The sequence below is a fragment of the Kitasatospora sp. NPDC002965 genome, assembly GCF_040611255.1.
In the GTDB taxonomy this organism is placed as follows: domain Bacteria; phylum Actinomycetota; class Actinomycetes; order Streptomycetales; family Streptomycetaceae; genus Kitasatospora.
In genome coordinates, this window is record NZ_JBEXNT010000027.1 from 48319 (window position 1) to 71155 (window position 22837).

General features: G+C 73.3%; 22 protein-coding genes and 1 pseudogene. 13 read left to right on the forward strand and 10 right to left on the reverse strand.

Going from position 1 to position 22837, the window contains the following annotated elements; all coding sequences use genetic code 11:
* The first annotated feature begins 146 nt into the window (after positions 1-146).
* The 3 genes from ABZY91_RS14155 to ABZY91_RS14165 all read left to right on the forward strand — a co-directional run bounded on the left by ABZY91_RS14155 (position 147) and on the right by ABZY91_RS14165 (position 2602).
* Positions 147-686 (forward strand): TerB family tellurite resistance protein, encoded by a 540-nt coding sequence (locus ABZY91_RS14155; RefSeq protein WP_355402299.1) that lies wholly within the window; start codon positions 147-149, stop codon positions 684-686.
* Positions 687-981: 295 nt separating this feature from the next.
* Positions 982-1728 (forward strand): DNA repair protein RecO, encoded by a 747-nt coding sequence (gene recO / locus ABZY91_RS14160; protein WP_329885196.1) that lies wholly within the window; start codon positions 982-984, stop codon positions 1726-1728.
* A gap of 4 nt (positions 1729-1732) precedes the next feature.
* The gene (locus ABZY91_RS14165) at positions 1733-2602 is read left to right on the forward strand and encodes an isoprenyl transferase (protein WP_355402300.1); all 870 of its coding nucleotides are present in this window, start codon (positions 1733-1735) and stop codon (positions 2600-2602) included.
* A 98-nt stretch (positions 2603-2700) separates the two neighbouring features.
* Here ABZY91_RS14165 and ABZY91_RS14170 read toward each other — a convergent pair whose 3' ends face one another.
* Genes ABZY91_RS14170 through ABZY91_RS14185 form a run of 4 tightly spaced genes read right to left on the reverse strand, consistent with a single transcriptional unit; the run spans position 2701 to position 5811 of the window.
* Positions 2701-3111: a Fur family transcriptional regulator gene (locus ABZY91_RS14170; RefSeq protein WP_327676752.1), complete on the reverse strand. Its 411-nt coding sequence runs from the start codon at positions 3109-3111 to the stop codon at positions 2701-2703.
* 35 nt (positions 3112-3146) lie between these two features.
* On the reverse strand, positions 3147-4067 hold the full coding sequence (locus ABZY91_RS14175) for a metal ABC transporter permease (protein ID WP_355402302.1): 921 nt from the start codon (positions 4065-4067) through the stop codon (positions 3147-3149).
* A complete protein-coding gene (locus tag ABZY91_RS14180; RefSeq protein ID WP_329879026.1) occupies positions 4064-4831 on the reverse strand; it encodes a metal ABC transporter ATP-binding protein in 768 nt (255 codons plus the stop codon). Before ABZY91_RS14180 ends, ABZY91_RS14175 begins: the two co-directional genes overlap by 4 nt.
* A gap of 17 nt (positions 4832-4848) precedes the next feature.
* Complete coding sequence (locus ABZY91_RS14185) at positions 4849-5811, reverse strand: metal ABC transporter substrate-binding protein (protein WP_329951510.1); 963 nt, start codon at positions 5809-5811, stop codon at positions 4849-4851.
* Between the two features lie 191 nt (positions 5812-6002).
* Here ABZY91_RS14185 and ABZY91_RS14190 point away from each other — a divergent pair, with 191 nt between their 5' ends.
* Positions 6003-7385: a glycine--tRNA ligase gene (locus ABZY91_RS14190; protein WP_329879024.1), complete on the forward strand. Its 1383-nt coding sequence runs from the start codon at positions 6003-6005 to the stop codon at positions 7383-7385.
* Positions 7386-7538: 153 nt separating this feature from the next.
* Here ABZY91_RS14190 and ABZY91_RS14195 read toward each other — a convergent pair whose 3' ends face one another.
* The gene (locus ABZY91_RS14195; protein WP_355402305.1) at positions 7539-8993 is read right to left on the reverse strand and encodes a hypothetical protein; all 1455 of its coding nucleotides are present in this window, start codon (positions 8991-8993) and stop codon (positions 7539-7541) included.
* 199 nt (positions 8994-9192) lie between these two features.
* On the reverse strand, positions 9193-9774 hold the full coding sequence (locus ABZY91_RS14200) for an NADAR family protein (RefSeq protein ID WP_355402307.1): 582 nt from the start codon (positions 9772-9774) through the stop codon (positions 9193-9195).
* A 202-nt stretch (positions 9775-9976) separates the two neighbouring features.
* On the opposite strand from ABZY91_RS14200, the gene ABZY91_RS14205 reads away from it, so the two are divergent.
* Positions 9977-10384: a VOC family protein gene (locus tag ABZY91_RS14205; RefSeq protein ID WP_355402308.1), complete on the forward strand. Its 408-nt coding sequence runs from the start codon at positions 9977-9979 to the stop codon at positions 10382-10384.
* A 38-nt stretch (positions 10385-10422) separates the two neighbouring features.
* Here ABZY91_RS14205 and ABZY91_RS14210 read toward each other — a convergent pair whose 3' ends face one another.
* Both ABZY91_RS14210 and ABZY91_RS14215 read right to left on the reverse strand, forming a co-directional pair.
* Complete coding sequence (locus tag ABZY91_RS14210) at positions 10423-11205, reverse strand: SMI1/KNR4 family protein (protein WP_355402310.1); 783 nt, start codon at positions 11203-11205, stop codon at positions 10423-10425.
* A 139-nt stretch (positions 11206-11344) separates the two neighbouring features.
* Positions 11345-12703 carry a hypothetical protein gene (locus ABZY91_RS14215; RefSeq protein ID WP_355402312.1) on the reverse strand — a complete coding sequence of 453 codons (1359 nt, stop codon included), beginning with the start codon at positions 12701-12703 and terminating at the stop codon, positions 11345-11347.
* A gap of 174 nt (positions 12704-12877) precedes the next feature.
* On the opposite strand from ABZY91_RS14215, the gene ABZY91_RS14220 reads away from it, so the two are divergent.
* From ABZY91_RS14220 to ABZY91_RS14230, 3 genes are all read left to right on the forward strand, one after another.
* A complete protein-coding gene (locus tag ABZY91_RS14220) occupies positions 12878-13315 on the forward strand; it encodes an ATP-binding protein (RefSeq protein ID WP_355402314.1) in 438 nt (145 codons plus the stop codon).
* Positions 13316-13593: 278 nt separating this feature from the next.
* Entirely contained in the window at positions 13594-14157 is a 564-nt protein-coding gene (locus ABZY91_RS14225; protein ID WP_355402316.1) for an RNA polymerase sigma factor, read from the forward strand.
* Positions 14150-14416, forward strand: a complete 267-nt coding sequence (locus ABZY91_RS14230) for a hypothetical protein (RefSeq protein ID WP_329951516.1) — start codon at positions 14150-14152, stop codon at positions 14414-14416. Before ABZY91_RS14225 ends, ABZY91_RS14230 begins: the two co-directional genes overlap by 8 nt.
* 207 nt (positions 14417-14623) lie before the next feature.
* Here ABZY91_RS14230 and ABZY91_RS14235 read toward each other — a convergent pair whose 3' ends face one another.
* Positions 14624-15982 carry an MFS transporter gene (locus ABZY91_RS14235; protein ID WP_355402337.1) on the reverse strand — a complete coding sequence of 453 codons (1359 nt, stop codon included), beginning with the start codon at positions 15980-15982 and terminating at the stop codon, positions 14624-14626.
* Between the two features lie 233 nt (positions 15983-16215).
* Here ABZY91_RS14235 and ABZY91_RS14240 point away from each other — a divergent pair.
* A pseudogene (locus ABZY91_RS14240) lies at positions 16216-17147 on the forward strand (helix-turn-helix transcriptional regulator).
* Between the two features lie 407 nt (positions 17148-17554).
* Here the strand turns inward: ABZY91_RS14240 and ABZY91_RS14245 are convergent.
* A complete protein-coding gene (locus ABZY91_RS14245) occupies positions 17555-18205 on the reverse strand; it encodes a hypothetical protein (RefSeq protein ID WP_355402319.1) in 651 nt (216 codons plus the stop codon).
* A gap of 134 nt (positions 18206-18339) precedes the next feature.
* Between ABZY91_RS14245 and ABZY91_RS14250 the strand changes: the two genes are divergently transcribed.
* The 4 genes from ABZY91_RS14250 to dusB all read left to right on the forward strand — a co-directional run bounded on the left by ABZY91_RS14250 (position 18340) and on the right by dusB (position 22419).
* Positions 18340-19569: a histidine kinase gene (locus ABZY91_RS14250; RefSeq protein WP_355402321.1), complete on the forward strand. Its 1230-nt coding sequence runs from the start codon at positions 18340-18342 to the stop codon at positions 19567-19569.
* Positions 19557-20201, forward strand: a complete 645-nt coding sequence (locus tag ABZY91_RS14255; RefSeq protein WP_329879012.1) for a response regulator transcription factor — start codon at positions 19557-19559, stop codon at positions 20199-20201. The genes ABZY91_RS14250 and ABZY91_RS14255 overlap by 13 nt, the downstream gene beginning before the upstream one ends.
* A 3-nt stretch (positions 20202-20204) precedes the next feature.
* A complete protein-coding gene (locus tag ABZY91_RS14260) occupies positions 20205-21089 on the forward strand; it encodes a DUF4097 family beta strand repeat-containing protein (RefSeq protein WP_355402323.1) in 885 nt (294 codons plus the stop codon).
* A 160-nt stretch (positions 21090-21249) separates the two neighbouring features.
* Positions 21250-22419: a tRNA dihydrouridine synthase DusB gene (dusB, locus tag ABZY91_RS14265; protein ID WP_329879010.1), complete on the forward strand. Its 1170-nt coding sequence runs from the start codon at positions 21250-21252 to the stop codon at positions 22417-22419.
* The last annotated feature ends 418 nt before the right edge of the window (positions 22420-22837 follow it).

Consider the following 22837-nt stretch of genomic DNA (forward strand, 5'->3'; position numbering starts at 1 on the left):
GGATGTGGGGTGTTCGCCCGAGGTGGCGGACTGACGTTCTCGGTGACTTCTACTGTCCGGGCTGCGGCGGCGACCGCAACTACCGCCGGCAGCACGGCCGGCGGTGGCTGCGGTTGTTGGGGACCCCGGTGCTTCCGCTCGGTCCGGTGGTCGGCAGCGTGCAGTGCACCAGCTGCCACGGCCGGTTCGGCGTGGAGAGCCTGGAGCAGCCCACCTGCGTGCGTCTGGGCGGGATGCTGCGCGACGCGCAGTACACCGTGGCGCTCGTCATGCTGGCAGCCGGCGGAACCGCGCACCGCGCGGCCCGCGAGGCGGCCTGCGCGGCCGTCCGGGACGCCGGCTTCGAGGACTGCGGGGAGGCCCAGGTGCTGGCCGCCCTGGCCGCGCTCTCCGGCCTCGGCGGGGAGCTGTACGAGGCCCACGAGGTGGGGGGAGCCCCCGGCGACAGGTTGGACGATTCCGGCGGCCTGGCCGTGGAACTGCACGCCGTGCTCGAACCGCTCGCCCCGCACCTGGCCCACCAGGGCCGTGAACGGCTGCTGCTCCAGGGCGCGGCGATCGCGCTGGCCGACGGCCGCTACCGGCCGCAGGAGCGGGACGCGCTGGCCGCCGTCGGGCGCTGTCTGGACCTGCCGCAGGCGCGGGTCGGGGTGCTGCTGGAAGCGGCGACCCGCACCTCGCACTAGACCCGGACCCGACTGCCTCCCGTCCGTCCTCTTCCGCGTCCGGCCCGCCCCCGGGTCCGTGTCCTCCGCCCGCGCCTTCCCGTCCCCGCCCTTCCGCACCACCTGGCCGTGAGGAACGACTCCGGCCGACCCCGGACCCCCACAAACCGGGCCCTACCCCCCCTCCAGGGCCCGCCGTGACCCGCACCGATCGGGCGTCCCCCCACAGCCCCGGTGCGGGCACACGGCTGTCCCCGCAGGTGGGGGAGAATGGTGGGATGTCCACACTGTTCGACGGCCGCGGCGAGGCGGTGGCATGAGCCTGTTCCGGGACGACGGCGTGGTGCTCCGGGCACAGAAGCTCGGCGAGGCCGACCGGATCATCACCCTGCTCACCCGCCACCACGGCAAGGTCCGCGCGGTGGCGCGCGGGGTGCGCAAGACCAAGTCCAAGTTCGGTGCGCGCCTGGAGCCGTTCTCGCACGTGGACGTGCAGTTCTTCAGCCGGGGGAGCGACCTGATCGGCCGCGGGCTGCCGCTCTGCACCCAGGTGGAGACGATCGCCCCGTACGGCGGCTCGATCGTCACCGACTACGGCCGCTACACCGCCGGCACCGCCATGCTGGAGACGGCGGAGCGGTTCGCCGAGAACGAGGGCCAGCCGGCCGTCCAGCAGTACCTCCTCCTGGTCGGCGGGCTGCGCACGCTGGCCGCCGGGCTGCACGAGTCGCACCTGGTGCTGGACGCCTTCCTGCTGCGCTCGCTGGCGGTCAACGGGTACGGCGCGACCTTCGACGACTGTGCCAAATGCGGCCTGGAGGGCCCCAACCGGTTCTTCTCGCTCCAGGCGGGCGGGGTGCTCTGCCCGGACTGCCGGGTGCCCGGATGTGCCGTACCCTCCCCTGAGACACTGGTACTGCTCGGGGCACTGCTGTCAGGGGACTGGCAGACGGCCGACGCCTGCGAGCCGAGGTACTGGCGGGAGGGCAGCGGCCTGGTCGCGGCCTACCTGCAGTGGCACCTGGAGCGGGGCATCCGCTCGATGAGATACGTGGAGAAGTGAGCACATGGCAGCGCGACGGCTCTTCGGTGGAGGCGAAAGCAGCTGGGGGTCCCCCCGGCCGAAGGCCGGGGGCGAGTACCTCCCCCCGACCCCGCACCCCAGCGGCGCCCGGCCCCCGCAGATCCCCGCCGAGCTGGTCCCCCACCACGTCGCGATCGTCATGGACGGCAACGGCCGCTGGGCCAAGGAGCGCGGGCTGCCGCGCACCGAGGGCCACAAGGTCGGCGAGGCCGTGGTGCTGGACGTCCTCAAGGGCGCGATCGAGCTCGGCGTGAAGAACATCTCGCTGTACGCGTTCTCCACCGAGAACTGGAAGCGCTCGCCCGACGAGGTGAAGTTCCTGATGAACTTCAACCGGGACGTCATCCACCGCCGCCGGGACGAGATGGACGCGATGGGCGTGCGGGTCCGCTGGGCCGGCCGGATGCCGAAGCTGTGGAAGAGCGTCGTCCAGGAGCTCCAGGTCGCCGAGGAGCAGACCAGGGACAACGACGTCGTCACGCTGTACATGTGCGTCAACTACGGTGGCCGGGCCGAGATCGCGGACGCCGCGGCGGCCCTCGCGGCCGATGTCGCGGCCGGGAAGCTGGACCCGAAGAAGGTCAACGAGAAGACCCTCGGCAAGTACCTGTACCACCCGGACATGCCGGACGTGGACCTCTTCCTGCGCCCCAGCGGCGAGCAGCGGACGTCGAACTTCCTGCTCTGGCAGTCGGCGTACGCCGAGTTCGTGTTCCAGGACGTGCTCTGGCCGGACTTCGACCGCCGGGACCTCTGGCGGGCCTGCGAGCAGTACGCGAGGCGTGACCGCCGGTTCGGCGGCGCGGTGCCGAACGAGGTCGAGGCCGGGCCCGAGCTGCCGGCGCAGCGCTGAGCCCGCAGCGTTGCGCCACGCCGGTGGTGGCCCGGTCCTCCCGGGCGTGCGGAAGGGCCCGTGGGACGGTTCCCACGGGCCCTTCCGCGTCGGCCGGTTCAGGCCTTCTTGGCGCACTCCGCGCAGGTGCCGAAGATCTCCAGGGTGTGTGCGATGTCACTGAACCCGTGCTCGGCGGCGACCGAGTTGGCCCAGCGCTCCACGGCCGGACCCTCGACCTCGACGGTGGCACCGCACTGGCGGCAGACCAGGTGGTGGTGGTGCCCGCTGCTGCACCGGCGGTACACGGCCTCGCCGTCGGCGGTGCGCAGCACGTCGACCTCGCCGGCGTCGGCGAGTGACTGCAGGGTCCGGTAGACGGTGGTCAGGCCGACCGAGTCACCCCGGTGCTTGAGCATGTCGTGGAGCTCCTGCGCGCTGCGGAAGTCCTCGATCTCGTCCAGGGCCGCCGAGACGGCGGCTCGCTGCCGGGTCGAGCGGGCACGCGGCGACGGGCCTGCGGTGGTCACCGTGGGTCCTCCTGGGGTGGTGGGCGTCTCGCACCTCATTGTGCCAGCCCCGCACTCGACGTCGGAGCGGTCGCGTCGGACCGGTCCGGGCCGGGCAGTTGGACGTCGCAGACCTGCGGCCCCGCGTCGGGGGTGTCCCGGTGCCTGCGCCTGGCCAGGGGTGCGGCGATCGCGCTGAACACGGCGAACACCGCGATGGCGAGCAGCACGATGGCCGGGCCGGAGGGCACGTCCAGGTGGTAGGAGCCGGTGACGCCGGCCAGCGCGACGAGCACGCCGACCGCGATCGAGCCGGCCTGGGTGGCGGCGAAGGACCGGGTGAGCTGCTGGGCCGCGACCACCGGGACCACCATCAGCGCGCTGACCAGCAGCAGGCCGACCACCCGCATGGCGACCGTGACGGTGACCGCCGCCATCACGGCGAGCAGCAGGTTGAGGAACCGCACCGGTACGCCGGTGACCTTGGCGAAGTCCTCGTCCTGGCAGATCGCGAAGAGCTGGCGGCGCAGGCCGAGGGTGACGGCGATGACGACGGCGCCGAGCGCGCCGATGGTGGCCAGGTCGGAGGGCGAGACGGTCAGGATGGAGCCCCAGAGGTAGCTCTCCAGCGAGCCGGCCCCGGCCTGGGCGGACTTGGAGACCAGCAGCTTCCCGCAGGCCATGCCGCCGTAGAAGAGCATCGCCAGGGCGATGTCGCCGCGCTGGTTGCCGCGCGAGCGGACCAGCTCCATGGTGACGGCGCCGAGCACGCAGACCAGGACGGCCATCCAGACCGGGCTGGTGTTGAAGATGAAGCCGAGGCCGACGCCGGTCATCGCGACGTGCCCCATGCCGTCGCCCAGCAGGGCCTGGCGCCGCTGGACCAGGTAGATGCCGACGGCGGGCGCGGTGATGCCGACCAGGACGGCGGCGAGCAGCGCCCGCTGCATGAAGTCGTAACTGAGCATCTCGGTCATGCCAGCAGTCCCCGGGTGTGGTGAAGATCGGCGTGCGGGTGGACGTGGTCGTGGCCGGGCAGGGCGTGCAGGCCGGTGTTGGGGACGGGCGGACCGTCGTGCGCGACGCAGCCGTCGCGGAGCACCACCGCGCGGTCGATCAGCGGCTCCAGCGGCCCGAGTTCGTGCAGCACGAGCAGCACGGCGGCGCCGCGGGCGACCTCGGTGCGCAGGGTGTCGGCGAGTACCTGCTGGCTGGCGGAGTCCACCCCGGCCATCGGCTCGTCCATGATCAGCAGGTCCGGGGTGCCGGCCAGGGCGCGGGCGATCAGCACCCGCTGCTGCTGGCCGCCGGAGAGGTCGGCGACGCCGTCCCGGGCCCGGTCCAGCATGCCGACGGCGGCCAGGGCGCGGTCGACGGCGGCGCGGTCCCGGCGCCGGAACGGCAGCAGGCGGTGCAGCGGCAGCCGCCCGGTGGAGACGACCTCCCGGACGGTGGCCGGGACACCGGAGGCGGCCGTGGTGCGCTGCGGCACGTACCCGATGCGGTGCCAGGAGCGGAACCGGGCGAACGGGGTGCCGAACAGCTCCAGCCCGCCGCGCTCCAGCGGGACGGCGCCGGTGACGGCCTTGACGGTGGTGGACTTGCCGGAGCCGTTGGCGCCGAGCAGCGCGACGACCTCACCGGGGCGGACGGTGAGGTCGACGCCGCGCAGCACCGGCCGGCCGCCGCGCGAGGCGACGGCGTCGTGGAGGCGGACGGCCGGGGGTGTCGGGGAGGTCATGGCGTGGTGTCGTCCCGTCAGCTGGCGGCGCTGGTGGTCGCGCCGAGGGCGGCCTGGAGGTTGGTGAGGTTCTGCTTCATGACCGTGAGGTAGGTGTCCTTGGCCGGGTCCTTGACGCCCTCCAGCGGGTCCAGGACGGCGGTCTTGAGGCCGAGGTCCTTGGCGACGGTGTCGGCGAGCTTGGGGCTGACCAGGGTCTCGAAGAAGATCGTGGTGACGCCGTTCTCCTTGGCGGCCTTCTGCACGTCGGCGAGGCGGGCCGGGGTGGGCTCGGACTCCGGGTCCACGCCGTTGATGGCGACCTGGGTGAGGCCGTAGTGCTCGGCGAGGTAGCCGAAGGCGGCGTGGCTGGTGACGAAGGTGCGGGTCCTGACGTCCTTGAGGCCGTCCCGGAACTCCTGGTCCAGGGTGGTCAGCCGGCCGACCAGCTCGTCGGTGTTCTTCTGGTAGTCGGCGGCGTGGGCCGGGTCGGCCTTGGCCAGTTCGGCGCCGACGCTCTTGGCGACCGCCGCGTAGCGGGTCGGGTCGAGCCAGATGTGCGGGTCGCCCGCGGCCTCGTCGTGGTCGTGGCCGTCGCCCTCGGAGTGGCCCTCCGCCAGGTGGTGGTCCTCCAGCGGGCTGGCGGCGGTGGCGTCGACCTTGTGCTTGGCGCCGGAGTCGGCGACCGCCTTGTCGACGGTGGGCTGGAGGCCCTTGAGGTAGACGACCGCGTCGGCCTTCTTGACGTTGGCGACCTGCTTGGCGGTGAGCTCCAGGTCGTGCGGCTCGACGCCGGCGGCGGTGAGGCCGGTGACCTTCACGTGCTCGCCGCCGATCTGGGTGGCGAGGAACTCCATGGGATAGAAGGACGCGACGACGTTCAGCTTGCCGTCCGAGCCCTGGGCGCTGCCGGTGCTGCCGCAGGCCGTCAGGGCGAGGGCGGCGGTGAGGGCGGTGGCGGTCAGGGCTATGGCACTGCGAGTACGTCGTCGGATCATCATGACAACCATTCTCAGATTAGATGGAAATGATTGTCAAATCACTCGGACGGGTGAACGGGTGGTGACGGTGGGTGGGCAGGTGCCGGCGATACCGATTTGAACCCTGTACCCATATGGCCGGTAACCTGAGGTATTCGGGTACGCGCAACCAGCCGTGCCCTGACCGTGCCGTCCGTACTGAAGAGAGCACTGTGGCAGCCGACAAGATCGAGACGATCGTCAGCCTGAGCAAGCGCCGTGGCTTCGTCTACCCCTGCAGCGAGATCTACGGTGGCACGCGTGCCGCCTGGGACTACGGGCCGCTGGGTGTGGAGCTCAAGGAGAACATCAAGCGCCAGTGGTGGCGTGCGATGGTCCAGGCCCGTGAGGACGTCGTCGGACTCGACTCGTCGGTGATCCTGGCCCGCGAGGTCTGGGAGGCCTCCGGCCACGTCGCCACCTTCAACGACCCGCTGACCGAGTGCCTCTCCTGCCACAAGCGCCACCGGGCCGACCACCTGGAGGAGAAGTACGAGGCCAAGCACGGCTTCCCGCCGCCGAACGGCCTCCAGGACGTCAACTGCCCCGACTGCGGCGTCAAGGGCCAGTTCACCGCGCCCAAGGACTTCTCGGGCATGCTGAAGACCCACCTCGGTGTCACCGAGGAGGCGAGCGGCCTGGCCTACCTGCGCCCGGAGACCGCCCAGGGCATCTTCACCAACTTCAAGGCCGTCCAGACCACCTCGCGCAAGAAGCCGCCGTTCGGCATCGCCCAGGTCGGCAAGAGCTTCCGCAACGAGATCACCCCCGGCAACTTCATCTTCCGGACCCGCGAGTTCGAGCAGATGGAGATGGAGTTCTTCGTCAAGCCGGGCGAGGACGAGCAGTGGCACGAGTACTGGCTCCAGCAGCGCTGGGACTGGTACGTCGACCTCGGTCTGCGCACCGACAACATGCGCCTGTTCGACCACCCGAAGGAGAAGCTCTCCCACTACGCCAAGCGCACGGTGGACATCGAGTACCGCTTCAACTTCGGCGGCACCGAGTTCTCCGAGCTGGAGGGCATCGCCAACCGCACCGACTACGACCTGACGGTGCACAGCGAGGCCTCCGGCCAGGACCTCAAGTACTTCGACCAGGAGTCCGGCGAGCGGTACTTCCCGTTCGTCATCGAGCCGGCGGCCGGCCTCAACCGCGCCATGCTGGCCTTCCTGATCGACGCCTACTTCGAGGACGAGGCGCCGAACGCCAAGGGCGTCCTGGAGAAGCGCGTCGGCATGCGGCTCGACCCGCGGCTGGCCCCGGTCAAGGTCGCGGTGCTGCCGCTGTCGCGCAACGCCGACCTCTCGCCGAAGGCCCGCGGCCTGGCCGCCGACCTGCGCACCGCGTGGAACGTCGAGTTCGACGACGCCGGCGCGATCGGCAAGCGGTACCGCCGCCAGGACGAGATCGGCACGCCGTTCTGCGTCACCGTCGACTTCGACACGCTTGAGGACAACGCGGTGACCGTGCGCGAGCGCGACACCATGGCGCAGGAGCGCGTCTCGCTGGACCAGGTGAAGTCGTACCTGGCGGCGCGGCTCATCGGCTGCTGACGTCCGACTGATGCCGGCCGTCGCCGGCCGTTCGTCGCGGGGAGCCCCCGTTCGCCTTCGGGCGGGCGGGGGCTCTTCGCGTGCGCCTGCGGCCGGCGACCTCAGGCGCCGTCCGGACCCGGGGCCTGTCCGGACCCGGGGCCCCGGCCGGGCCTAGCGGCGGCCCCAGCGGGAGCGGGGCGGCGGGGTCGGGGCGGTCGGCAGGCCCTCCGTGCGGAGGGCGGCGAGGGTGGCGCGGTGGCGGGCGGCGTCCGCGAGCAGTGTGGTCAACAGCTCGTCGTACAGCTGCCGGTGGCCGGCCGCGTGCAGCGCGGCGGCCAGACCGACCAGTTCGGCCGGCGGGCGCAGCGCCGCCAGCTCGCCCAGCAACAGGCCGGGGAGCGGCGGGGCGAGAGCGGTGACGAGGCCCACCAGGTCGGCGGTGGGCCGGCCCGCGGCCTGGCGGAGCAGCGTCCGGGCGTCGGCGGCGCGGTCCGACCGGTGCAGGTGGACGGCCAGGGCGGCCAGTTCGGCGGGCGGGGCGGAGCCCCACTCCCAGAGCAGGGTGGCGCTGTCGGCGTGCTGTCCGGCGCGTTCCAGCGCGTTCAACAGAGCGGGAAGCGCGGTGACCGGGTAGGACCAGAGGGTGTGGAAGAGCTCGGTGGCCTCCTCGGCCAGCCCGGCCTCGCGCAGCTCGGCCAGGGTGGCGGCAGCGTGCTCCGGAGCGCCCTGGGCCGCGCTCCGGGCGAGCTGGAGGGACGCGCCGGCCGAGCCGCGACGGGACAGCAGGGCGGCCAGACGGGCGGTGTCGTGCGGGGTGAGGCGGGTGGCGGCCCGGGCGAGCAGGTCGGCGGCCTCCCGGGAGGCCGCCTGCCGGGGTGGCGCGTGGTGGTGGGTGGCCTGTTGCGGGGCGTGGCCGCCGGTGGCCTGCTGGTAGAGGCCGATGATGCGGTCGGCCAGGGTGGTGAGCTCGCCGGGGGAGCGGCGACGGGGCGGTTCGGCGGCCGGGGGCGGCGGGGGTGGAGACGTGGTTGCGGCGGGCCCAGGCACGGCTCCTGCCGGTCCGGCCTGCTCTGCGGGCCAGGTCGGTCCGGTCGGCCCTGCGGGTCCGGTCGGGTCCGTCGGCCCCTTGGCCTTCTGGGCCTGGGCGGTGAACCGGCCGAACCGTGCTCCGGTGGCGCGCGGCGGCGGGGGTGCGGGAGACATCGACGGGGCGGACGCCTCGTCGTACGCGCCCCCGCCGAACCGTGCCCCGGTGGGCTGGCGGGGCATCCGCAGGCGCGGAGCCGGTTGCCGCAGGTGATCCTCCAGGATCTTCAACTGGTCGCTCAACTCCAGGCAGCGGGCCGCGAGTCCCTCGCGCAGCGTCCGCGCCTGGGCCAGCTGTCGCGTCAGCTCACCGTCCGGGTGCTGCCGTTCCGGCAGCGCCCGGACGGCCTCGAAGAGCCGGCGCTCGCGCTGGCCCGCGTACTGGCGGGCACGCAGTAACTCGTCCAGCTCGGCGCGGAGTTCCAGCGCGTCCTGCTCCGTGCCGCCGCCCGTGCCCGCGTCCGCGTGCGCGTTGGTGTCCGCGTCCGCGCCGGCGCCGGCGTCCGGGAAAGGGGGTTGTTCTGTGTGCCGTGTACGCATGATCACCGCAACCTGTCCAACTAGGCCCTGACTGCAAGTCATCCTGGCGTCGGTATACGGCGGCCGCGTTACGGCAGTGCGTCCAGAGGTTTGCGAGTGGAGTCCGGGAGCGCGGAGGGCGTGAGAACGGCGAATTCCGCGGAGCGCGCGCCCCTCGGCGGGGCCGTGGCCCCGCCGTCCGGCACCGGTGCGCCCGCGCTCACCCGGCCAGCCGCTCCCGGGCCTCCATCAGTGCGAAGCCCAGCAGGTTCTGCCCGCGCCAGGCCGCCGGCTCCTGAGCCCGCGCGTCGTCGGCGGCGAGCCCGATGCCCCAGATCCGGTCCACCGGGCTGGCCTCCACCAGGACGCGTCGTCGGGTCGACAGCAGGTACCCGCGCAGCGCCTCGTCCTGGGCGAACTTGGCGACGTTGCCGCGCACCACCAGCTCGAACCGCCCGGCCGTCCAGGCCGCGTCGTCGAACCCCCTGACCTGCCGGCCGAGCTTCTTCGCCTCGGCCGGGCTCGCGGCCCCGAGGATCCGCGCCAGCATGCCCTCGTCCCCGAACATCCGCGCCTTGCCGGCCATCATCCAGTGCTCGGCGGTCGCGTACTCCACCCCGTCGACGGTGAACGGGTGCTCGGGCCACCACTGGCTCAGCACCCCGGGCCCGACGGACCCGTCCCGCTGCGCCCGGTGGCCCCAGAACATCAGCCACTTGGGCTGGACGCCGACGGCGACCAGGGCCGTCAGGTCGGCGCGGTTGCGGGTGTCGGCAGGATCGTCGACGAGTTCGTTGCTCATATCGTCATGCTGACACAAAGGGGCGCCCGGCAGCCACGGCTTTTCCGTGACGGGGGCGCGCGCGCTCCCCGTCACCGAGGAGGGAATCGGCTCGGGGGGTGGGGGGTTCACGGTTCGGTGGCGGTCGTCGCACACCGCGCCCGCGGTCCGCACCTCCGGGATCGCGCAACCTCGTCGCCCAACGTCATCGCAAGGAGCAGGCATGTCCGAGGAAGCCCCCGCCGTCCGTGAACTCCGTCTGGTGGTCACGGCGGCCGACTACGAGCAGGCGCTCCACTTCTACCGCGACGTGCTGGGCCTGCCCGAGCGCGGCGCCTTCTCCTCCCCGGACGGCCGGGTCACCATCCTCGAAGCCGGCCGCGCCACCCTGGAGATCGCCGACCCGGGGCACGCCGACTACATCGACGACGTCGAGGTCGGGCGGCGGGTGGCGGGCCACCTCCGGGTCGCGTTCCAGGTGGACGACGCGACGGCCACCACCGCCAAGCTCGCCGCCGCCGGCGCCGAGGTGATCGCCGAGCCCGTCCGTACCCCCTGGAACTCCCTCAACTCCCGCCTGGAGGCCCCCGGCGCCCTCCAGCTGACCCTCTTCACCGAACTCGGCGAGTAGCTCCCGGGGCCGGGCCGTCGGAGGAGCCCGGTGCCGGCTCAGCCGGCGGCACCGGCCTCCTCCAGCCAGGTGAGCAGGTCGTCCGTCACGAGCTCGCCCTCCGTCTCGACGTTCTCGTCGATCGCGCCCAGACCGAGGCGGTACACGCGGGTGCGGTCGCGGCCGTGCCGGCGCATGAACAGTCCGGTGCCGCCGCTGTCGTCGCCGATCAGCACCCACTCGGGCGCGTAGCGGGCCACCTCGAACGTCTCGTTGCGCTCCCGGATGCCGTGCGGCCCGTACACGAGCACGCCGCTGTCGAGCAGTACGCCGGGGGTCGACCGCCACAGCCGGGCGACCGTGGGGTTGGGGCCGTCGCCGAGTCCGCGCGACCGTGCCTGGTGGACGGCCAGGAAGCCCGCGAAGGACTCCGCCTCCGGGTACTCCTCGCCGTCGAGGCCGTCCCGGCGGACCACCGGGAACTCGCCCGCCCCGGCCTCTCCCGTCCGGTCGAGGGCGAAGTGGTACTCGTTGCCGCCGTCGGGCTCGCCGGCGAAGCGGAGCCGGTCGGCGGACCGCCGCCAGGGCGCGCTGACGGCCTCGTGGACGTCCTCGGCGTATTCGGGCGGGACGACCGTCGCGATGTCCGCCCCGAGCGTCCGCCCCCGGCCGTACTCGGCCAGCCACCACCGGTAGGACGGCGGCAGTGCCGTCCCGATCCGTGCCTCGGCGTCGCGGAGCCACTGTTCCGGCGCGGGGCGGGTCGGCCTCCGTCCGAGTTCCGGTGAGTCCTCGACGAGTTCGCGCAGCAGGGTCAGGTCCGGTCGCAGGGCGCGTCGCATGGCGCCGAGTCTGCCAGGAGGGTGCGTCACCGGGCCCTGCCCCGACCCCCGGGCCGTGAGCACCGGGCCGTGAGCACCGGGCCTTGAGACCCGGTGGCGGTCGCCGGTCGCCGGTCGCCGGCCGGGTGGGGCGGGGCCGCTACGCGGTCTTCTGGCGGGCCACCTCGTCGGTGCGCTGCCGAAGCCGGTGGACCACCCCGGGGCTGCCTGCGCGGGCGGCCAACGACGTGCCGAGCGCCCGGAAGTGCTCGTCGCCGCGGACGGAACTGAGGGTGACGTAGTCGTCCAGGAACGCGTGCCACGTCGCGCACGCCGCCTCGACGTGGCCCAGCTCCGTCTGCCGCCGGGCGAGCAGCCCGTTGGCGTGCACCCGGCCCTGCTTCTCGTTGGCCGGACGGACCCGGTTGGAGATCTGAAGTTCCTGTACGGACCCGGCGAGGTCTCCGAGTTCGTACAGGACGTGCGCGACGTGGAAGTGGTAGGCGGCCTGGTCGTAGCCGCCGACCGCGTCGTTGCGGCCGTCCGCCCTGGCGAGCGCGGCCTCGGTCTCGGCCAGCCGCGCGAACGCCTGGCGCCGGTCCTTCACCATGGCCGCGCCGTGCGCCTGCTGGCCGGCGAGGAAGGCACGCAGGCGCGGCCCTGCCGCAGGGGCGGCCTCGGCGGCGGAGTCGGCGAGTTCCAGCGCCCTGGGACCGTAGCCGAGGTTCGACGCCTGCAGGGCCATGCCGCGCAGCGTGCGGCAGTAGGTGACGTGGTCCCGGGCCTCGCGGGCGAGCCTGAGCGCCTGGACGTAGTACTGCTGCCCCAGCCCGTGCGCCGTCTCGTACATGGCCATCCACCCGGTCAGGTAGGTGAGGTCGGCCGCTGCCGCCAGCAGGTCGGCCTTCACCTGCTCGCTGCCGGACGCCCGGAGCCACGGCCCGACCGAGTTGACCAGGAACGCCGCGGCCATCGGCCGGGCGTGGGCGGCGCCCAGCTCGTCGAGGATGCCGGCGATCCGGTCCGTCATCGCCCGTACGGTCTCCACCTCGCCCGGCCCGATCCGGACGGTGCGCCCGGCGCCGGTACGGGTGACCCGGTCGGCGGCGTCCGGGTCGTCGAACCCCGGCAGGGCGAGCGCGACGGAGTAGAGCCCGGCGGAGAGCACTCCCCGGCGGGACGGGTCCACGTCGGCCTTGCCGATCGACATCAGATCGGACAGCGTGCTGCCGCCCGGTGCGCCGCCGCCCTGCTGGACCGGATCGCCGAACCCGGTCTCCTCCGGGGTCACGGGGCGCCCGAGCCGGCGTGCGAACGCCTCCCGGACCACCTCGCGCACCTCCGCACGCGGGCGCGCGCCGGAGAGCCAGTGCGAGACGGACGACTTGTCGTAGGTGAGGCCGAGCCCCTGTTCCCCGCCGACCCGGTTCACCGCCCGGGCGAGCTGGTCGTTGCCCCAGCGGGCCTGGAGGAGGAGAGCGGCCAGTCCGGTGTTGGGTGTGCGCGGTCGTCTCGCCATCGCGATCCCCGTCCTTCGTTCAACCGGTTCAACGCTCCGACCAGCATCGCCGGTTCTCCCGTCCTGTGTACCCGCGTTGAATGGATGTCAGCCTCACGGGTGGCGGAGCGGTCGGAATCGCAAGGGACTTCGCAGAGACGGAGAGCAACAGTGATCACAAGCGGTACGCCTTGCGTGAGGGACGTCCCGCCGGACCCCGCCGCGGTCCCGGCGGCGCGCCGCCATGTCGCGGACACCGCCCGCGCCTGGGACCTGCCGCTGTCGGACGACGCCCTGGCGGACGTCGAACTGTGCGCGGGCGAGCTCATCGCCAACGCCGTCGAGCACGCGGGCGGTCGCTGCACCCTCACCGTCCGGTGGTCCTCCGCCCTCCTCCGCATCGAGGTCGCCGACACCTGCCCGACCCTCCGCCGGCCCGCCCCGGCCCCCGAGCCCGACCAGGACGCCACCGACGGACGCGGCCTCCTCCTGGTGGAGGCCCTGGCGGCGGCGTGGGGCTGGGAGCCCGCAGGCACCGGCAAGGTCGTCTGGTTCACCTACGCCCCCGACCTCCCGCTCCCCGGTCCGGCCCCCGCACCGGCTCCCCGCGCCCTCGCCGCCCAACCGGCCTGACGGTCCCGCCCCTCCGGGCCTGCCCGCGAGCCGGTGCCTCCGACGAGCCCGAGACGTCGGCCGGGCGGGACGCGGCCGGAAAGAAAGTGGGGGCGGGGCAGAATCCTTTGACCGGCGGCGGCTCTCCTATGAATGTCTTCGACGGACGGACGGACGTTCGGACAGGCGTCGGAGCAGGACTTGGGAGGTCGTCGTGGTCGTGGGAATCGCTGTCGGTGTCGTCGTGGTGCTGCTGTGCACGTGCAGCGTGGTCGTGCTGCGGAAGCGGGGGCGGGGCCGTGGCTGAGTCCGCCGCCTGGCCGGGGGAGGTGCTGGTCCGCGCGGCGCAGCGGGGCGACGTCGATTCGCTCGCCGCGCTGGTGTCGGGTGCGCACCCGCACGTGCAGCGGTTCGCGCGGTCGCTCTGCGCCTCGCCGCAGGACGCCGAGGACGCGGCGCAGGAGGCGCTGATCATCCTGTACCGGAAGATCGGGATGCTGCGGGCGTCCGGTGCGCTCGCGTCGTGGACCTTCCGGATCGTCCGCAACGAGTGCCTGCGCCGGGCGCGCACGCTGCTGCGGGACCGGCCGCAGGTGGAGGAGGCCGTCGCCGTGTCGGCCGAGGACGAGGTGTTGAACCGTCTGGAGGCCGGCCGGGTGGCGGCGGCGATCGCCGCGCTCCCGGACGACCAGCGGCGCGTCCTGGTCATGCGGGACGTGCAGGGTCTCAGCGGGCGGACGGTCGCCGATGCGCTGGGCCTGAGCGGCGCCGCGATGAAGTCGCGGCTGCACCGTGCCCGCGCGGCGGTCCGGCAGTCGTTGTGGGACGCTGCCCGGCCTCCTGCGGGCGGTGGCGATGACTGACCGTCCGGACTTCGCGAGCGCCTCGCTGCCCCGTCATCTGCTGCGCGGTGCGGTGGGTTTCGGCTCGCTGGTCGGCGCGTTCGCGCTGGTCCCGGTGGTCGGACCGGTCGCCCTGCTGCTCCTCCCGGTCGGTGTGCTCGCCCTGCGGGGTTGCCCGATGTGCTGGACGATCGGGCTGCTGGAGACCGTCTCGCGGGGCCGCTTGAAGCGCTCCTGCGCGGACGGGAGCTGCACGCTCACCTCCGGGCGACCGGGCTGAGCGCGGCGGTCGGAGAAAGCGGCGAGGAGAAGGGACGGCGAGGAGGAGGGGCGGCACGGAGTAGGGCTGCGCGGAGGAGGGCGGCACGGAGTAGGGCTGCGCGGAGGAGGGCGGCACGGATTGGGTGGTCTCACAGGCGCGTGCCCGCCTCCGCCGAGGCAGGCGGGCACGCGGCTACGAGGCGCCGCCGAACCCGGTCGTCCACCGTCATCCGATGGAGCGGGGGAGACGGAGGGTGAGGCAGAGGATGGCGAAGGAACCGAGGAGCTGGATGCCCAGGCAGAGGGCGAGGGCGCGGTCGAGGCCCAGCGTCGGGGAGAGGGCGAGGTAGAGGGTGCCGAGGGTGGCGACGCCGAGCGCCAGGCTGGACTGCTGGCTGGTGGCGAGGACGCCGCTGCCGACGCCGGCCCGGTCGGCGGGGACCTTGGAGAGGATGACACGGAAGAGCGGGGTGCCGATCAGGCCCTGGCCGATGCCGGCGAGCGCGACGCCGGGGGCCATCCGGAGCGGGGAGAAGTGCGACCAGTCGGCGAGGACGGTCACGGCCAGGGTGGCGAGGCCGACCGCCTGGACGACGGCGCCGGCGGTGAGGACGCGGCTGCCGAAGCGGCCGATCAGGCGAGGACCGGCGAGCGAGGCGGTGAAGTAGCCGACGGCCATCGGGACCAGCGCCCAGCCGGCCGCGACCGGGCCGAGGTGGAGGCCCTGCTGGAGGGCGACGGCGATGACGAACATGAAGCCGCCGAAGCCGCCGAAGTAGGGGAGGGCGATACCGAGGCCGCGCCGCATCTCGGGGATGCGCAGCAGGGTGGGCGGCACCAGCGGGGAGCTGCCGCGCCGCTCGGCCCGCAGCTCGACCAGGACGAACGCGGTGGCGAGGACGGGCGACAGCGCCAGCAGCAGCCAGGACCACAGCGGCCAACCGGCGGCGCGGCCCTCCATCAGGGGGACCAGCAGGGCGAGCATGGTGGCGGTGAGCAGGACGGTGCCGGCGATGTCGACCTTGGCGGCCTGCTCGGCCCGGCTCTCCGGGACGTAACGGAAGGCGAGGCCGACGGTGAGCAGGGCGAAGGGGACGTTCAGGAGGAAGACCGAGCGCCAGCCGGTGCCGAAGAGGTCGGCGGCGACCAGGATTCCGCCGAGGACCTGGCCGATCACCACCGAGATGCCCGCGACCGCGCCGTAGACGGAGAGCGCGCGGCCGCGCCGGGCGCCGTGGGTGGCGGCGGTGATGGTGCCGAGGACCTGGGGGACCAGCAGGGCGGCCGAAGCCCCCTGGGCGGCGCGGGCGGCGACCAGGGTCCAGGCACCGGGAGCGAGTCCGCAGGCGAGCGAGGTGACCGCGAAGGTCGCGGCACCGACGACGAAGAGGCGGCGACGACCGTAGATGTCGCCGAGCCGGCCGCCGAGGACCAGCAGCACGGCGAAGGCGATGCCGTACCCGGCCGCGACCAGTTCCAGGACGGCGGGGCCGGCGGCGAGGTCGTGGTCGATGGTCGGCAGGGCGACGTTGACGATGAAGAAGTCCAGCATCGGGAGGAATGCCCCGAGCAGGACGGTGACCAGTCCGGCGGTGCCGAGTGCGGAGTGGGCGGAGGGGCCGGTGGCCGTGGAGACGGCGTCGGCCGGGGCGGCGGGGCGGGCGGATGCCGGGAGGGCGGTGGCGGTGGACTTGGCGACGGTGAGTTGTTGGGTCACGAGTCATACGATCCGACGCGCCGGACCCTGGTACCAGAGTGTGCTTATCCAGGTATAAGGAGTACCTGGCAACAGGATGGCGGGTGGCGCATGCTGGGGGGATGAGCCTGACGACTGCCGCCCCGACCGGTACGGCCACCGGCGGTACGGCCGCCGCGAACACGGGCAAGGTACCTGCCGCCGACGCTCGCCGCCACGAGCTGGCGGCCTTCCTGCGCAGCCGTCGCGAGCGGATCGCCCCGGAGCAGGTGGGCCTGCCGATGACCGGCCGCCGCCGGACTCCGGGCCTGCGCCGCGAGGAGGTGGCGCAGCTCGCGGCGGTTGGGGTGACCTGGTACACGTGGCTGGAGCGGGGCGGTCCATCCAGGTGTCCGTCCAGGTGCTGGACGCGGTGGCCCGGGCCCTGCTCCTCGATCCGAGCGAGCGGGCCCACCTGTTCGCGCTGGCCGGTGCCGAGGATCCGACGCCGGTGGTGGAGTGCCCGACCGTGACACCGGGCGTCCGGACGGCCCTGGACCAGTTGGCCCCCTACCCGGCCGCGGTGATCAACTCCCGCTACGACGTACTCGCCCACAACGCGCCGTACGCCGGGATCGTGGGCGACCTGGGCGCGCTGCCGCACGAGGACCGCAACCTGATGTGGCTGGCCTTCACCCCCTCGCGGTTCCGCGACGTGCTGGTCGACCACGAGTACGAGCGGGACGTCATGGTGGCCCGGTTCCGCTCGGGCATGGGCGAGCACACCTCCGAGCCCGCCTGGCGGACGCTGCTCTGCCGGCTCCGCAAGGCCTCTCCGGACTTCGACGCGGCCTGGCAGCGGCACGACGTCCTGCGGCCGGGCAACGGGCTGAAGCGCTTCCTCGTGCCGGAGGTCGGGCTGCTGAGCTACGAGTACACGAGCCTCTGGCTCGGCCCGGGCCAGGGACCGCGCATGGTCGTCTACACACCTCGGGACGAGGAGACCCGCGCGCTGACGGTCCGGCTCCCGACCCGGACGGCGGCGACCAGGGCGGCGGTGGTCGGGACGCTTTGACCGGTCGGCGGCCCGCGCCCGTCCGAGGGCCAGACAGAGGGCGGCCAGCGGTAGTTCGACGCAGCCGGCCATCATCAGCGCGACGAGCGTCTCGTGGCCGGGGCCGGCGGTGGCGAGGTCCAGCAGGGCGTCGGTGGTGAGCAGCAGGGCCACCGCGGTCGCGGGCCGTGCGGCGGCCCGGCCGCGTTGGCGCAGCGAGGCGTCCAGCCTGAGCAGGGCGGCGAGTTCGAGCAGGTCGAGGACGACCCAGACCGTCTCGCCGGCGGCCACGAGCACGGCCAGCCAGGGCAGCAGCGCCAGCGCGGCGATCGCCGGTACCCGCTCGGCGCGGGCGCGGGTGCGGGCGCCGACGGCGAGGTGGAGGGACCACCGGGGCAGACCTCCCGGCCGGACGGGGAGGGCGGCGCTCATCCGGCACCTCCGCACTCGGCGAGGGCGTCCGCCCCGGCCCGGTGGCGGACCCGCTCCAGTGGCCGTCGTTCGGACGCGGCGCCGTCCGCCGTCTCGACGAGCACGCCGCCGAACACCCCCTCGGCCCAGGCCAGCCACAACTGTCCGGCCACCGTGACCACCTCGGCCACCTCGACGACCGGGGCCGACCGCCCCGGCCGGCGCAGCAGTCGCCCGGCGGCCGGGGCGGCGGTGAACCCGACGGACGGTGCCGCGCCGCCGCGCGGCAGCCGCCCCCAGGCCAGCCCGTGCCGGACCCGGCGCCTGCCGCTGCCCGCGAACCGCCCGGCGCCGCCACGGCCGCCCGGGTTGGGGACCTTCCAGCACCGGGCGCCGCGCAGCAGCCCGGCGCCGAGCCGGGACGCGACGAGCACGTCCACCAACTCGCCGTACTCGTAGACCTCCAGGGCCGTCCGGCCACGGCTCCGGCCCGCCCGCACGCTGCGCACCGACCACGGCCCGGTCGGGCCGGCGGGCACGCCCGGCAGGTCACCGGTCGGCCCGACCGGTAGCCGCCCCTCGGCGACGGCGGCCGCGGCGGAATGGGCCGGGCAGCAGACGGGGTACCCGTGCGGCGGGTGGGCGGAGTGCGGTGCGAGGCTCGTCATACCGACAAGCGTGGCGTCGGCGGTCGTCGCTGTCGGTAGTGCGCCGAACCGAATCGAAGGTGTACCCAGGTACACCCTTTCTCGGCAGCCCCCTTCATGGTGGGTGACGATCATGCCGCCCTAGGCTGTCGGCCATGCCCTCCACGACGCTGCGCCGCGCGCTCACCAGGGGCGCCGCCCGGCCCCCGTGGTCGGCCGCCGCCCGGCGTGACACCCTCTTCATCGCCTCCGGCATCCCGCCGGCCCTCCCGGTCCTGACCGCCGCCGTGACACCGAAACTGACCTTCCTCCTCCTGGGCCTGGTCCTGCTCTGCCTGCGCCCGCTGACGACCGCCCAGCGCAGCCGACTGCGGGTGCTGCGCGGTGTGGAGGTGCGCCCGCTGCTGCGGCCGGTCGGCGTCCCGTCCGGCCTCCTGACGAGGCTGCGCACCGGGGTCAGCTGGCGTCAGGTCGGCTACCACCTGGTGGCCGGCCCCCTGCTCGCGGTCGGTGCGATGGGGGCCGTGTACGCCTGGGGCGCGGCCCTGGTGGCGAGCACCGTGTTCGGCTGGGCCTGGCTGATGCCGCACTCCGCCCCGGTCCGGCAGAAGTGGTTCCAGCTGGACGTCCCGCTCACCGTGGGCGGTCTCGCGGTCCTCGCTGTGCTGCCCTGGGCGGTGGCCCTGCTGGCCCGGCTGGAGGAGGTCGCGGCGGTGCGGTTGCTCGGGCCGGGTCGGGCGGAGGCACTGGAGCACCGGATCGAGGAGGTGGTCGAGAGCCGGGCCGGCCTGGTGGACGCCGTCGACGCGGAACGCCGCCGGATCGAGCGCGACCTGCACGACGGCACCCAGCAGCGCCTCACCTCGCTCGCGATGAACCTGGGCCTGGCCCGGCGCACGCTCAAGGACGTCCCGCCCGAGGCCATGCAGGTGATCGTCGAGGCGCACGAGGAGGCCCAGGCGGCCATCGACGAGCTGCGCGACCTCGTCCGCGGCCTGCACCCGGCGGTCCTGGAGGACCGCGGCCTGGACGCGGCACTCTCCGGTATCGCGGCCCGCGCCCCGCTCCCGGTGCGGGTGGACGTCGACCTCGCCGAGTACATAGCGCCGACCGTCGAGGCGGTCGCCTACTTCACCGTCTCCGAGGCGCTGACCAACGTCGCCAAGCACGCCAAGGCCTCCCGGGTGCAGCTCTCGGTGCGGACGGCCGGCGGTCGGCTGCGGCTGGTCATCAGCGACGACGGCGTCGGCGGGGCGGACGCCTCGCGGGGCACCGGGCTGACCGGTCTGCGCAAGCGCACCGCCTCGGTCGACGGCACCCTTTCCGTTCTCAGCCCCCTCGGGGGCCCGACCACCATCTCCGTGGAGTTGCCGTGCGTGCTGTGATCGCCGAGGACTCGGTCCTGCTCAGGGTCGGCCTCGTCAAGGTGCTGGAGGCGGTGGGCTTCGAGGTGGTCGCCGCAGTCGGGGACGCCGAGGCACTGCTCGCCGCGGTGGAGGAGCACCGCCCGGGGGTGGTGGTGGCGGACGTACGGATGCCGCCGGGTTACAGCGACGAGGGCGTCCGGGCCGCACTGCTGATCCGCCGGCAGTGGCCGGAGGTGGCGGTGCTGCTGCTCTCCCAGTTCGTGGAGGAGCGGTACGCCGCCGATCTGCTGGCCACCAACACCAGCGGGGTCGGATACCTGCTCAAACAGCGGGTGGCCAACGTGGACGACTTCGTGGACGCGCTGCAGCGGGTCGCCGACGGCGGTACCGCGCTCGACCCGGAGGTGGTCGCCCAGCTGCTGGTCCGCCGTCACCGCGATCCGCTGGAGCGGCTGACCCCGCGGGAGCGGGACGTGCTGGGCCTGATGGCGGAGGGCCGGTCGAACACCGCGATCGCTGCCGCTCTTGTGGTCAGCGACAGCGCGGTGGCCAAGCACATCAACTCGATCTTCGCCAAGCTCGACCTGCCGCCGGCCGACGACAGCCACCGCCGGGTGCTGGCGGTGCTGCGGTTCCTGGAGGTCGGGTAGTCCATGGCGGGGAGGCGGCGCGACCAGGAGCAACGAGAGCAGCACGAGCAGCACGAGCAGCGCGAGCCAAGGGAGAAGGGCACGGGGAACGGCACCGGGAGGCGGGTGCACCGGATGTGGCGGGTGCTCGGCGTCCTGGCTCTGGCCGTGACGCTGGTCATCGGCGCGGTACAGACCTGGGCGATGGCGGTGCAGCAGCGGACGGAGTCGGAGAAGTCCTACCCGGTGGCGGTGAGCAAGGTGGTGCTGGACACCGGTTCGGCGACGGTCCGGATCAGTCCGGGGCGGGAGGGCGAGGTGGTGGTCCGCCAGGAGCTGGACTGGATGATCAGACCGCCCGTCATCTCGGTGCTCTTCGACCGCGGCGACCTCAGGGTGGAGATGCGCTGCAGCCAGGTGATGCCGGTGGCGAAGCTCGGCTGCGGCGCGGAGATCGAGCTGGAGGTGCCGGTCGGTGTGTCGGTGGAGGGCACGGGATCCTCCGGCAGCCTGTCCGTGCGGGGGGTGACGGGGGAGGTCCGGCTGGACTCCACCTCGGGGTCGATCCTGCTGGCCGACCTCTCCGGCCCGGTGGTCGTCGGCACCACCTCCGGTGCGGTGAAGGGCGCCGGTCTCACCTCCACCGCGGTGGAGGTGAGGGCGACCTCGGGCTCGGTCGACCTCTCCTTCGCCCAGGCGCCGCGCACCGTGGACATCGGCGCCACGTCGGGGTCGGTGACCCTGGGCCTGCCGCGCGGTTCGGTCTACCGCTTCAACGGGGGCACCGTCTCGGGGAACCGCCACATCGACCCGCTGCTGGCCGACCAGTCCAGCACCAACCAGGTCCGTGTCTCGGTGACCTCCGGTTCGGTGACGGTCCTCTCCTCTCCCGGCGCGTCGGGCGGCTGACCCGGCCCGTGCCCCCGCGGCCCGCGGCCCGGCCACGGGGGCTCCGGCAACGCCGCCGTCCGCCGGCCGTCCGGGCTCCGCGGCGGCCTACTCCCGGCCCCGTCCGCCGGGTGGGGGACAATGAAGAGTCCCGAGCCCCCTTCCCCGAGGTCAGCCGCGCATGACAGTCACGCCCGCACCCACCGCGACCAGCACCGAGTTCGCGCCGCTGAACATCGGTCCGATGCAGGTCTGGCCGCCCGTCGTGCTGGCGCCGATGGCCGGCATCACCAACGCGCCGTTCCGCACCCTCTGCCGTGAGCAGAGCGGCGGCAAGGGGCTGTACGTCTCCGAGATGATCACCACGCGGGCTCTGGTGGAGCGCAACGCCAAGACCATGCAGCTGATCAAGTTCGACCCGAGCGAGAAGCCCCGCTCGATCCAGCTGTACGGCGTGGACCCGGTGACCGTCGGCAAGGCGGCGCGGATGATCGCCGACGAGGGCCTGGCCGACCACATCGACCTGAACTTCGGCTGCCCCGTCCCCAAGGTGACCCGCAAGGGCGGCGGCTCGGCGCTGCCGTACAAGCGCAACCTGTTGCGCGAGATCCTCCGTGAGGCCGTGGCCAACGCCGGCGACCTCCCGGTGACCATGAAGATGCGCAAGGGCATCGACGACGACCACCTCACCTTCCTCGACGCCGGGCGGATCGGCGCGGAGGAGGGCGTGTCGGCGATCGCCCTGCACGGGCGCACCGCCGCCCAGCACTACGGCGGCACCGCGGACTGGTCGGCGATCGCCCGACTGCGCGAGGCCGTTCCGGCGGACGTCCCGGTGCTCGGCAACGGGGACATCTGGTCGGCGGACGACGCGCTGCGGATGATGCGCGAGACCGGTTGCGACGGTGTGGTGGTCGGGCGCGGTTGCCTGGGCCGTCCGTGGCTGTTCCGGGACCTGGTGTCGATCTTCGAGGGCGAGGTGGACTACGCCCGTCCGACCTTCGCCGACGTGGCGCGGGCGATGGTCCGCCACGCGCAGCTGCTCGGTGAGTGGCTGGGCGACGAGGCCCGCGGTGTGATCGACTTCCGCAAGCACGTCGCCTGGTACACCAAGGGCTTCTCGGTCGGTTCGGAGCTTCGCGTGAAGCTCGCCAATTCCTCCTCCCTGGCCGAACTGGCCGAAACCCTCGCCCTGGTGGAGCAGTCGCAGGCCTGGCCGGCCGGTGCCGACGGCCCCCGCGGACGGACGAGCGGCAACAACCGGGTGGTTCTGCCCGAGGGATGGTTGGACGATCCGTATGACTGCGCCCGCCCGGGTGCAGACGCCGAATCGGACACATCTGGCGGATGATCTGTCCATAGTGGCGAAATGACCCCTCGAAGGTCTCTCGCCACCCTGTCCCAGCCCTCTTGGCCAATCTGGCCAAGAGGGCTCCCTTTTGGCAACCGAACATCACGGAGAGAGCACGTTTCTGGACGGAGTGCGACGATCGGCGGATCCGGTCTACGCTCAAGCGGTGAGATGCGCTGGTGACGCTTGCCACATACGGTGCCGGTAGAAGGCGGCCGACAGGACGAAATGAACAAGTCGCCGGCGAATCGCTTCCCGAAGGGGGTGGCGGCGGATCGCGCGCTCAGGGTGCAGGAAATCAAGCCGAGGCGTCAGCTTGCACGGCCGACCGCTACCCTGCGTCCCGCCTGTGTGATCTTCCTGTTTCGTAGCGTTCAAGACTTGAACGATAGCTCGCGTCATCCGGACGATTTCGCCA